This is a genomic window from Mangrovimonas aestuarii, assembly GCF_028767185.1.
GTDB classification, from domain to species: domain Bacteria; phylum Bacteroidota; class Bacteroidia; order Flavobacteriales; family Flavobacteriaceae; genus Mangrovimonas_B; species Mangrovimonas_B aestuarii.
Genome location: NZ_JARACK010000001.1, coordinates 185389 through 197801 on the forward strand (window position 1 = coordinate 185389; position 12413 = coordinate 197801).

At 38.7% G+C, this 12413-nt stretch carries 11 protein-coding genes and 1 tRNA gene; 8 read left to right on the plus strand and 4 right to left on the minus strand.

The genetic code is table 11. The features are described from left to right. The first annotated feature begins 2 nt into the window (after positions 1-2). The 8 genes from PWU04_RS00850 to PWU04_RS00885 all read left to right on the plus strand — a co-directional run bounded on the left by PWU04_RS00850 (position 3) and on the right by PWU04_RS00885 (position 8914). Entirely contained in the window at positions 3-1334 is a 1332-nt protein-coding gene (locus PWU04_RS00850; protein ID WP_274473910.1) for a metal-dependent hydrolase family protein, read from the plus strand. Between the two features lie 7 nt (positions 1335-1341). After that, complete coding sequence (locus PWU04_RS00855; RefSeq protein WP_274473911.1) at positions 1342-2970, plus strand: amidohydrolase family protein; 1629 nt, start codon at positions 1342-1344, stop codon at positions 2968-2970. A 23-nt stretch (positions 2971-2993) separates the two neighbouring features. Continuing rightward, complete coding sequence (locus PWU04_RS00860; protein ID WP_274473912.1) at positions 2994-4613, plus strand: amidohydrolase family protein; 1620 nt, start codon at positions 2994-2996, stop codon at positions 4611-4613. Between the two features lie 116 nt (positions 4614-4729). Next, positions 4730-5266, plus strand: coding sequence for an HdeD family acid-resistance protein (locus PWU04_RS00865; protein WP_274473913.1), 537 nt, complete (start codon positions 4730-4732; stop codon positions 5264-5266). A gap of 50 nt (positions 5267-5316) precedes the next feature. After that, the gene (locus PWU04_RS00870; protein ID WP_274473914.1) at positions 5317-6078 is read left to right on the plus strand and encodes a hypothetical protein; all 762 of its coding nucleotides are present in this window, start codon (positions 5317-5319) and stop codon (positions 6076-6078) included. 105 nt (positions 6079-6183) lie between these two features. After that, entirely contained in the window at positions 6184-7404 is a 1221-nt protein-coding gene (locus tag PWU04_RS00875; protein WP_274473915.1) for a DcaP family trimeric outer membrane transporter, read from the plus strand. A gap of 13 nt (positions 7405-7417) precedes the next feature. Next, complete coding sequence (locus PWU04_RS00880) at positions 7418-8320, plus strand: hypothetical protein (protein WP_274473916.1); 903 nt, start codon at positions 7418-7420, stop codon at positions 8318-8320. 294 nt (positions 8321-8614) lie between these two features. Further along, positions 8615-8914: a potassium channel family protein gene (locus PWU04_RS00885; RefSeq protein WP_274473917.1), complete on the plus strand. Its 300-nt coding sequence runs from the start codon at positions 8615-8617 to the stop codon at positions 8912-8914. Positions 8915-9560: 646 nt separating this feature from the next. Here PWU04_RS00885 and PWU04_RS00890 read toward each other — a convergent pair. The 4 genes from PWU04_RS00890 to PWU04_RS00905 all read right to left on the minus strand — a co-directional run bounded on the left by PWU04_RS00890 (position 9561) and on the right by PWU04_RS00905 (position 12377). Continuing rightward, positions 9561-10094 carry a hypothetical protein gene (locus PWU04_RS00890; RefSeq protein ID WP_274473918.1) on the minus strand — a complete coding sequence of 178 codons (534 nt, stop codon included), beginning with the start codon at positions 10092-10094 and terminating at the stop codon, positions 9561-9563. Positions 10095-10192: 98 nt separating this feature from the next. Further along, the gene (locus PWU04_RS00895; protein ID WP_274473919.1) at positions 10193-10903 is read right to left on the minus strand and encodes a hypothetical protein; all 711 of its coding nucleotides are present in this window, start codon (positions 10901-10903) and stop codon (positions 10193-10195) included. Between the two features lie 2 nt (positions 10904-10905). Further along, entirely contained in the window at positions 10906-12249 is a 1344-nt protein-coding gene (locus PWU04_RS00900) for a tyrosine-type recombinase/integrase (protein ID WP_274473920.1), read from the minus strand. Between the two features lie 55 nt (positions 12250-12304). After that, a tRNA-Met gene (locus tag PWU04_RS00905) sits at positions 12305-12377 on the minus strand. Between the last annotated feature and the right edge of the window lie 36 nt (positions 12378-12413).

The following is a 12413-nucleotide window of genomic DNA, read 5'->3' on the forward strand; positions in this document are numbered from 1 at the left end:
TTATGAAACCATTATTTAAACTATTCCTAGCTGTAATTCTAATGGCCGTGGGGTTGACCTCTTATGGTCAGGATAAAGCATCAGTAACCCTCATCAAAAATGCCAAGATCTTTGATGGTGTCAATGAAAAATTAATCGATGGCGATGTGCTTATTGAAAACAATTTGATTAAGCAAGTAGGTGGCAGTATTAAAGCCCCTAAAGGTGCTACTGTCATAAACGCAGAGGGGAAAACCGTTATCCCAGGACTTATTGATGTGCATTGGCACATGGCCTTGGCCGAGCTGCCCATGAGTTTTGTTCTTTCTGGAGATGCTTTTGAAGTCGGAATAATAAGTACTCTTGCCTCCCCCAAAACCTTAATGCGAGGTTTTACTACTGTAAGAGATATGGGAGGAAATGTATTTAGTCTCAAAAGGTTGATTGATGAAGGATTAGTGGTTGGGCCACGTATTTTGCCCTCTGGTCCCATGATTAGCCAGACCGGTGGCCATTTTGACTACAGACTTATCAATCAAATACCCGATAGAATTGGCAACATGTCTTATTGGGAAGAGGTTGGTATGACTGCCATCGCTGATGGAGAGGCAGAAGCTCGTAAGCGCACCCGTGAAGCATTTATGATGGGGGCTACTCAAATAAAGATTGCAGGGGGCGGTGGCGTTGCTTCCCATTATGACCCAATTGATGTTCGCCAGTATTCGCTGGAAGAAATGAAGGCCATTGTTGACGTTGCAAATAGCTACAATAGTTATGTAGGAGCTCACATCTTTACGGACGACGCCATACAAACGGCGGTAAAAGCTGGAGTTAAAAGCATTGAACATGGGATGCTTATGGGCCGTGAAACACTTCAGATGATGAAAGATAATGATGTATGGTTGAGCACACAGCCCATTTTGAACGATGAGGATGCGGATGTATTTCCTAACGAAGAGTCCAACAGGAAGTTTGCAGAGGTAACAAAAGGAACGGATAACGTTTACAAGCTTGCAAAAGAAATAGGCGTGAATATGGCTTACGGAACAGATTTATTTATGAGTGCAGAGGCTGCTGCCAAGCAGGGGAAATTACTTGCTAAGCTAACACGTTGGTTCACCCCATATGAAGCATTAAAGATGGCAACCTCAGAAAATGCTAGAATGATGGAATTATCGGGTCCAAGACATCCCTATAAGGAAGGTCCTTTGGGAGTAATTAAACAAGGAGCCTATGCTGATTTAATTATTGTGAATGGTAATCCTTTGAAAGATTTGAACTTAGTAGCCGATCCTGAAAACAACTTTGTGCTTATCATGAAAGACGGAAAAATTTATAAAAACATCATTGACTAACATTATCATGATACTATACCAACAGCTTATAAATTCTAAAGGTCTTTCATGGCTTGTTATACTGTGCCTTTTTAGTATGACATTGTTAACAAGTTGTGGCGATAAGACTAATGATACAAATACAGAATCGAAGGTCTCTTCTGAAACTTTATTTGACTTAGTCATTCTTAATGGCCGTGTGATGGATCCCGAAACGGGTCTAGATGCAGTAAGTAACGTTGGTATTAAAGAAGGGGTTATTCAATTGATAACTGAAGAGTCAATCTCTGGAAAAGAAACCATTGATGCTACGGGACATGTAGTTGCGCCAGGGTTTATTGATATTCATTCACATATTTCCGATTTCCCATTTGGCCAAAAATTAAGTCTTCGAGATGGGGTAACAACACCTCTTGATATGGAAGCGGGTGCTTATCCGGTAGAGGCTTGGTATGCTAAATTGGAGGGGAAATCTCAAACAAATTATGGTGCTGCCGTATCGGCTGCGGCAGTGAGGGAAATTCTGGCAAACCCGGATTACAAATCTAATACAGCTTCTATACTTCTGGATGCATTTGACCCCCATAACGAAAGCGGTTTCAGTATGTCGCTAACAAACTTTCTTCCTACTCCGGCGCAAATTGATGAAATGGAAGCAATGCTTGCAGAAGGGATTGGGCAGGGCGCGCTGGGTCTGGGTGCAGTACCGGGTTATATGACAAGAGGTACTACGAGTCAGGAAACAATGATGTGGCAAAGGTTAATAGGAAAACACAACCTTACAACCGTTCTGCATGGTAGGTTTTCCAGTCAACAACCACCAACTACCGGCATTTTAGGGACTCAAGAATTCTTGGCCAATGCAGCGGCCTATGGTGGTGGTTTATACGTGAGTCATATTCACCAGCAAGCTTTAGGTTTAACTCCATCGGCCATAGACTTAGTTGAAGCCTGTAAAAATAATGGATTGAAGACAGTTGCCGCCATTTATCCCTACTGGCAAGGGGCTTCAGTAGTGGGTGCCGACTATCTCCAGCCTGAAAACTATCAAAGAAATATGGGACGCAGCTATGAAGATATTATAGAGGTTGCTACCATGAAACCGCTTACCAAAGAACGTTATGAAAAGTTAATAAAAACCCAGCCTGGAGCGTCTATTATCTTTGGTGGAGTTGGCGAAGAACTTATGCTTGAAGCTTTAGCGGATCCCAGGACCATGATAGAGTCTGATGCCGCACCTTTGACTAATTCTGAAACGGGTGAGTTGGCTCTTGAATGGGATAGTCCTTATGAAAGCCTACAAGGTCACCCAAGGGGAGCTGGATCGCATGCAAAAGTGTTACGCCTGGTTCGTGAGGAAAATCTAATGCCGCTCATGTTGGCTATATCAAAAATGAGCTATATGCAAGCTCAATTTTTGCAAGATAATGGGGTGGAGCAAATGACACGTAAAGGTCGCGTTCAAGAAGGTGTAGATGCTGACATTACCATTTTCAATCCAGAAACAGTCACCGATAATGCTACCATGGCAAAAGGCGGTTTACCTTCTACAGGCATTCCTTATGTTATAGTGGATGGTACAATAGTCGTCAAAGATTCTAAAGTATTGGAGGGAGTATATCCAGGACAACCTGTGCGTAATGCGGTCCTTGATTAATTTAACCGAAAAAATAATTTATTATGAAGTTTATTAAAATCAAAGACCTTGCAAGGCTTTTCATATTTTGTCTGTTCAGCATGACATTGATCACAAGCTGTGGTGAAAAAACAGATAAATCAACTACGGAAACTGGGTTTTCCCCAGATACAGAGTTTGACCTTGTGATATTAAATGGTCGTGTCATGGACCCTGAAACGAATTTCGACGAGGCACGGAATGTCGGTGTTTTGGAAGGCAAAATAGCCCTGATTACAGAGGAGTCTATTTCCGGAAAAGAAACCATTGATGCCGCGGGACACGTTGTGGCCCCGGGATTCATTGATTTCCATAATCATATAGCAAATACGCCGTTCGGTCAAAGGATAGCTCTGCGCGATGGTGTTACAACTCCTTTAGAGATGGAAGCAGGCGGCTACCCGATTGATATGTGGTACAAACAGCTGGAAGGACGTTCACAAACCAACTATGGCGCCACAGTTTCAACTGCAGGAATTCGAGAAAAGGTTGCACATCCCGATTATAATACCAATTCAGGTTCATTCGTTATGGATATCACCAATCCCGAGACACAAAGTAACCCTGATCTTCAATTTGCAACCCTTTTGGTAAATCCAGAACAGTTAGAAGAAATGAGACAGATGTTTATAGAAGGTGTCGAACAAGGAGGCCTCGGGATTGGTGGCTTACCTGGCTACATGACCAATGGAACAAAAAGTGAAGAAACGATTATGTGGCAACAGGTAGCCGGAAAATATGACCTAGCGGTTTACATTCATGGCCGGTTCTCCAGCCAAATGCCGCCCACAACCGGTATCCTGGGGACACAGGAGTTCCTGGCCAATGTGGGTGTTTATGGTGGTGGCTTATATGTCCACCATGTCCATCAGCAAACCCTGGATCTCACACCTGCTGTTTTGGATCTGATCGAGGATGCTCAAAATAAAGGAATGAAGGTTCTTGCTGAAATCTACCCTTATTACCAGGGACAAACCATTGTATCTGCTGATTATTTAAAGCCTGAAACTTATCAGCGAAACATGGGTCGTGACTACGGTGATCTGTTCGAGATTTCAAACATGAACCCATTAACGAAGGAACGTTATGAGGAAATGATAAAAAATAGCCCGCAAGATCAGGTAATTTTTGGTGGTATCTCAGAAGAAGGCATGCTTAGTGCATTGTCCGACCCCAGAACGGTAGTGGGAAGCGATGCACCCCCCATGATAATCCCGGAAACAGGAAAGTCGGCAATGGATTTTGACGTACCTTTTGAGTCCGTATCCGGGCATCCACGTGCTGCAGGTACCCATGCCAAGGTGTTAAAACTTGTACGCGAAAAAGAACTGATGCCATTGATGCTGGCCATTTCTAAAATGACCATTATGCAAGCAAAATGGCTGGAAGATAATGGCGCAAAATCAATGTCTCAGAAAGGCAGGCTGCAAGTTGGGAAAGATGCAGATATCACAATCTTTAATCCAGAAACCGTGACGGATAATTCCACTTTTAAACAAGGGGCATTGCCTTCTACAGGTATACCCTATGTAGTTGTAAATGGCACTGTAGTGGTGAAAGATTCAAAAGTACTCGAGGGTGTCTATCCGGGCAAGGCCGTTAAAAATGATATTGTAGAACAATAGTTAATGATGACCTTCAATGAGAACATGAAGACTTTCAATACATTGAAAAAAGTTAGATTTAAAAATTTGCCTTTAAATCAATATTAATAAACATATTAATTTAAACAAGTACAAAAATGAAAGATTTAAACAAATTTTGGTGGCTTGAAGTCTTAAGAGGCATAGTAATGATTATTCTTGCTATATTAATTTTTAGACACCCCCTAAATACAATAGTAGGACTAGCACTTTACATTGGCATAAGCCTTTTAATTACTGGTATTATTGAGATTGTAGGTGCTATACAAGTGAAGAATTTTTATGACAATTGGAGATGGGGTCTGGCAGTTGGTATTTTAGAAATGATTTTTGCTTTTGTCTTGTTGTCTAATCCAGGTCTTACTGCAGCAACGATTCCATTTGTAGTTGGTCTTTGGCTTATCATCCATGGTGTGTTGGCTTTTAGTTATTCTTTTAGAGAAAAAAAAGAGGGTTATCCCGGTTGGGGATGGAGCATGTTTTTAGGTATACTTACTGTTATTTTTGGTTTTTGCATAACCAATAATATAATAGTAGGTATGTTGACCATTACCTCTTGGATGGGGATTGGGTTTTTAATTGCCGGTATTTTTACTATGAGCATAGGATTTTTTCTTAAGCCAAAAGTAAAATGAAAGGTATACCTAGAACATGAACATAATAATAACAAATTTCAAATGAATATATGTTAAAAAAGCTTCTCTTATGGATGTTTGTTTTAGGATTTTATTCTATCAGTAATATAAACGCTCAACAATTTGTAGGTGACAACCAGTGGGTGGCACCACAAGGTGTGGCCACCTTGGTGGCTACTGCAGGAAAAGAATATTCGCAGTTTTATGGGGTCTTGGCAATTTTACCGGAATGGGAATTCAATACTCAATTGGTTTATTATTACGATGACCCTAGAACCAATTCGGAATCGTATTTAAACCCTTCGTTTTATTTGAAACGCCGTTTGTATCAAAATGAATCGGAAACGGCAGGTTATGCAGTATTAGGTGGTGTTGGCTTATTTCCACAACATTTGGATCAAGGAGAGGTGACAAGCGGCTTTAATTCTTGGTGGGCTGTAGGTGTTGCAACTTTTGCCTTTGCCAATAATTCCATTTTATGGGATCTATTACCGGGTGGAACCGTTAATTTAGACCATAAGCAGTCTGGGAATACAGCTTGGGGTTTTACCTATAGTTCTAGGGCAGCTATTTATAATGTTATTCCACAATCGGCCATTGTAGGTGAAGTTTTTGGGACTGCTGGTCAAGCAAAGGCTCCTCTTAGCTATCGTGCAGGCGTACGATGGGAAAGCCCAAAATGGGTAGCTGCATTAACTTATTCCAATGCCTTCAACAGTTCTTATGGTGCGGGTTTAGAATTAGGGTTAATGTTCTTTACAGAACCTTTATTTGCTAAAAAAACACAAAAAAAGGGGAACGGAGTAAATTAAATTTATTAATCATTTTAAGAGTAATGCTTAATACAATTTTTTAAATTATAACTAACTACAAACATTAGAGCATTGAGAAATTATATTTTTTTATTCGTAGTAATTATGTTTCAATTCCCAATAGAAATTTGGGCTCAAGAGAAAACTGTAAACGATTCTATTCAAGGCCAATTAATAATACCTGATAAGGATCTTAAAGAAGATATTTTAAAGACGGCTAAAGAAGGTTTGGCTAATAATGATTTTCTTGGGTCTTGGCCCATGTTTGGTACCGATTTAAGAATGAAAATTGGGGGGTATTTTAAGGCAGACTTTTTGTATGATTTTGATGGAACAACAGATAAAAGCCAGTTTTTGATGTCCACCATTCCCGTACGTGGTGAGCCAGAATATGATAATGAGGGATACTTTTCTTTTATCGCAAAGGAAACACGTTTCAATATTGATATAAGACGATTTGCAGAAGACAAAATCCCTTTGCAATTATTTATTGAAGGTGACTTTTTTTCTGACGGTAATCGATTTAGATTGCGGCATGCCTATGTCACGGCAGGTGATTTTATCATAGGGCAAACTTGGACTACCCTATCCTTTCTACAATCAATGCCTTTTATGATTGACTTTGCTTCGGGCGATGCTCTTTCTGGAGGGCGATCGGTTCAAGTAAGGTATCAAAAACAGGTGTCTGATAAAATAATGATTGCTGCTGCGCTTGAATACCAAAGTTTCCTGGGTATTGAGAATCCCAATGGATTAGAAGGACAAGCTAATTTACAATTACCCTTATTGGCTCTTAGAATGGACTACAAGTGGAAAACGGGGGTTTTATGGACCGGTGCAAGTTTTGCCCAATTGAGATGGGATGGTGGTTCTATAGGCCCTTCAGACCAAACCCTGCAATGGGAAGTCATTGTGGCAGGTAGGCAGTACATAGGTGACAATAATTACGTGTGCTTTAATTTTAACTATGGAGATGCTTATGGTGAAAATATCCTTGCCTATATTGGTAGTAATGCCAATGCCGTATTAAATGCTGAGGGAAAACTTGACCCTATTTTGGCCAAATCGGCTTCAATAGGATTTATGCACAGATGGGCGCCAGGTTTGGAATCAAATTTCCATTATGCTTACGGCTGGTTGGACTCCCCTGACTCCAGAGCACCTTTCTCCATAAAACGGGGGGGGATTGGACATGCAAATCTCATTTATCACTTTGATAAGAACTTCTCTATTGGTGCTGAATACATGTGGGGAGAACAACGCACAACCAATGATGCTTATGGTGCTGCCCGAAGGCTACAAACGATGGCTAAATTTGAATTTTAAAAATTAAAAAAAAATGAAAAAAATCAATTATTTATTATCAGTTTTATTGATCCTTTTGGTCTCCAATTCAATTTGGGCACAGGAGGATTCTGAGGAACCTAAAAGTAATGATGACATTGCTAAAGAATTATCTAACCCCAATACCACATTGGGTACCATGGCTTTTCCTATAGATTTTGTGTTTTATGATGGCGATTTACCAGATGCTAATAAGCAATCCGGAGCGCTATTGAATTTTCAGCCAAGCCTCCCTATTCCGCTTTCACAAGGGGTTAACCTATTTGTACGACCTTTAATACCCTTGTATTTAAGTCAGCCCACATATGGGATTGACGGTTTTGAACAAAAAGGTATAAATCTCGGAAACATTAGTGCAGATGTCGCCTTAGGAAAAACTTGGCCTTCTAAATTCATAGGGATTATTGGAGTTTTCGGGAGCTTTCGCACAGCTTCAGACAAAAGTTTACGATCCAATTACAACATGTTAGGCCCAGAAGTTATGGTGGCTAAAATGTATGATTGGGGGGTACTGGGAATAATGTTTAGTCATTCGTGGAGCCTGAATAGTATTGATTCTGATGTATCAAGCACAACCGTGCTTCCTGATGATCTCTGGACAAATACCGCAGGTAAACAAACCGCTAGTGTTACAGCCGGACAATATTTTTATGTGTATAATTTAAAAAACGCCTGGCAAATAACTGGGCAACCAACCTTTTCTTATAATCATAAAGCCTCTAAAGGTAATAAGTTTACTTTTCCAATAGGCACAGGTGTTAATAAAGTAACCCGTTTTGGTAAAATGCCCGTAAAATTAAGTGTGCAATATTGGTACTATTTGGCCTCTCCAGACAATTTTGGACCTCAGCACCAAATACGTTTTCAAATAGCACCTGTCGTCCCTTTACCGTGGTAAATGTTAGGAAACAATCGTATTTTGAAAAAAATAACAACTTCTAATGTAAACGTTAAATTTATTAAATTAGTTATGAAATTAAAGGTTAGACTGTTGAATTCGTTTAAGTTTTGTCTTTAACCTCATGAAAAAATTAAGCCTCCTAGTTATAGTAAAAACTAAATGATCAGTCTGCTTTTAATTGGATGTTTCTTAATTACTATAAGTGTTTTACTACAAGCTTATTGCAACTTAGTTTGGTTAAATAAAGTAACCAATTACATAAATAGCAAAGAGTTAAGCAGAAATGATATTTTGAAATTATTAATCCTCTCTTTTTTAGCTTTTTCATTTTTACATACTGTCCAAACAGCTATTTGGGCATTGGGATACTATTTAAATCCTGCAACTACTGACCATTTTATCGACTTTTATGAAGCGTTATATTTTTCTATAGTCACGTTTACTACTTTGGGTTATGGAGACATCACTTTAAATAATAATTGGCGATTGTTATCTGGTTTTGAAGCTATTAATGGTATTATGTTAATTGGGTGGACCACAGCGATGATGTATTCTTTAATCCAAAAATTCACAAAAAAAATACACGGTTAGATGGGGAAATCTGTAAAAAAAGAAAATGCAACCAAAGTAATAACGCGTTATACCTTAATAGCAACCATCTTACTATTTGTTTGGTATGTGTTGTCGGATAGGCTAACACCAAGCACTGATCAGGCTCGGGTAAGGGTTTGATCTTGCCTGTAGCGCCATTGGTAAGCGGTTATGTAAAGCAGGTTAATATTGGCTTACACAGTGAAGTGAATCAGGGAGATACATTATTTGTAATAGAAAAGAAGCCTTTCTGTAGCCTTCCCTAAAAATAAGACTCGAAAAATAATTCTTATTTTTCCTTTTTTCTAGAGTAGAAAACCACTCCCCTCTTTCATCACCCTTGTAACGAAATGAATTTAACTTTTAATGACAACGAAAGCTTAGAGAAAAAACTTTATTCTATTTTTCTTTATTTAACCTAGAATGAGCATTACAAGAAACACAACTTTAGCATTAACCAATAAATATTGTATCACAAAAAAAAAAAATCAGAAGCGGTTATTGATTACATAGACACCCCCCTAAAACCCTATATTTACTACATAAAACAACAAACCGCAACGGTTGAAAAATCTAAATTTATTTTTTGATAATTTTTTATCACAAAAATATCACGTAAAATATCACAAGAAAATCAAACTATTTTTTAATCTAACACTACTATATATTCTTCATATTCACCTTCAGTTTTTAGCATATATTCCTCCCATTTAGTATAGTCAAATGATTGCTGAAGAGGATAGCCTTTACTAAATTTGAAGTCTGGTCTGTATGACTCTTCTTGTTTTTCACTTTTAACCCTTAAAACATCGAAAAGAACCTTCTCAAATTCTGCGGATATCTCTTTGGGCAGGTATTCATCAACACTTTTCAATGTCTTCAAATAGCCACCTAATTCTTCCAAACTTTCTTTGCATTCATAGTTAATTCCTTTCTTAGAGTAAATCCATACCACCAATTTTAAAAACTCTAAAGACCTTAAAAAGTTATCCCTATCATTATTCTTTTCAACCTCTTCACATATTGTTCCGTCCATCACCTCTCCTACCAGCTTCCTTAAATATTTGGACACCGTCATTGTGCTTCCTTGAGCCTCCTTCTCTACTTTGCGTTTTAATTCCTCTGGCAAACGGAAGTTAATAGACGGATCTGAATTTTCTAATTTTGGTTTACGTCCCATAGGTATTAATCTTTCTTGATATTCTAAAATTTGTGTTTGCTTCTTTGAATCATTTTTTTACTTCCTTGCCATATAATCTAAATTGACTAAAATAGTTTTTAAGCTTCCCTAAATTTAACTTTAAAGATTTGGGAGAGTATCTGTTCCTTAGCGTTGAGCATTGCAATCTCCCTTACCTTGTCTAAACGCTGTTTTCTCTCCTCACTTTTAGTGACTTTATTTGGTTTCTGTTTAGGAGGTGTAGGCAAGACAGTGGCAACATTTTTTGGGAAGATTTGTTTTTTCCATTTCTCCAAAACCTCATGACGAAGTTCATTCACATCTTTCTTGTCCAAGATATAGGTTCCAAAATGGGATTTGAACTCATCAAAATGCGCCTGAAAGCTTTTCAGCTGAACATCTAATGCTTTCTGTTGATCCTTGGTAATTTCAGGGATATCACGCTGCCAATTATCAAGAAACCATTGGCTCATCAACACACAGCCCTCAACCTGTTGTCCATATTTCTTCAAAAGATAGCCCAGACTCTCTTCCTTCAACTCACCTCTCAGTTCCATTAATTTGAACAGATTATCACTTAGCAACATAGATTTGGACATGATGTGGTGACAGGCCAGTTTATCTTCAACAAAATAGTTCGATCCATTGTTTTCAATCAAGACCAATCTGTTGGCATGTTCTTCCCAAAGCACCTTTCCTTCTTCATCCAAATACTCTGAAAGACTATTGGGAATATAGAATACCAAGGACCTAAGAAGATTTTTCCCAAGATCTAAAAGAATCTCTTCCATAGACTGTACATCTTGCATAATTAACTCTTTAACATTTCAGAATAATCACTTGGCAATTCGGCATCAATATCCCTTAGATACTTTTCAAGGGCAGCCATTGAGGTATGCCCAGTAATTAACATTAGGTTTCCTTTTGCTGTATGTGGATTTGTTTTTTGGGACATTTGTCTGTATAGTTTCGTAATAAAGGTATGCCTGAAGCTATAGATTCCGTAGTCTTCATCAAAACCAAACTCATCCTTTACCACTTTCTTGAAACGTTTGGTAAAATAACCTCTCTTTTGGTCGGGAGTGATATCCCAAACACCTCCCATCCCATTTGGAGTAAACAGTGAATCCTTCTTTTTTAAGATGGAAAGGTCTGGTAGTTCATCAATTAGTATATCAGGGATAATCTTTGTTTTTAAGGGACTGTTTTTGGCCTTAAAGCTAAGGGTCTTGTTCTTTAGGTCAAGATCACCTACTTTTAATCTACACACCTCTATTGGACGCATAAAACTATAGGAAACAAATTTGATAAAATGGAGCAACAATGGATCATTACCTTCAAGGTATTGAAATATCTTCTCCTGCTCTTCCCTGCTATATGTCTTGTTTCTTTTAGGGTCTGTTTTGAGCTTTTTGATATTCTTTACAAAATTGCTCGCAACCTTATCGTTGCTTTCAAGAGTACCCATCATGCTACTCAGGCTTGCCCGATAATTGTTATAATTCCTTGCTGAAGTCCTATCCAAAACATCATTTAAAAACTCCAAAACCACCTTCTTATCAAGCTGAACTATAAACTTCACTTGGGGATAGTTATCCTTCATCCACCTCCTAAACATACTAAGATGGTTATTATAGGATCTTAAACTACTTTCCCGAAGAAGTCTCTTCTTAAGGTTTAAATCGAATTCAAGAGCTTCTATGAAGCTCTGCCCCTTTTCGGTCTCTTTGATCTCTTGTGAGGTTTTTATCTCTGCAACTGCTTTTTCAGTTTCAACTTTCACTACAGGGATTGGCTCTTTATTTACAACGGCGCCCTTAGCCTCTTGGCCTGCATAGAAACGCTCGGTATTATCCCCATAGGGGTTGTAACCTTCCGACAGAAGTTTACTTATTACTTTACTGTAAATTCCCAATGCCGCCAAGCGCTCTTCCTTGGTCTTATACTTGTTGGCTTCGCCGTAAAATGGAGTCTGCATTTTGAGTTTCCCAGATTGGGGATCTCGATAAGAAAAATAGACGTACCATCGTTTGCTTAGGTCGCCTTTTGCTGTGTAGATTTTCGGTTTGGAATACTTCTTTTTCAAGGACAAATCATATGCATTTCCATATGCACTTTCATATGCATTGTTGACAAGATCGGTAAAATTAGGCATAAAAAAACGGTTTGGCAACTCCAAACCGTTTGTTATACTTGACTTTTGTCCTTTGTAGCGGGAACTGGACTCGAACCAGTGACCTTCGGGTTATGAGCCCGACGAGCTACCTACTGCTCTATCCCGCGCTATTGTGGTGCAAATATACAATGGTTTTTTATTCC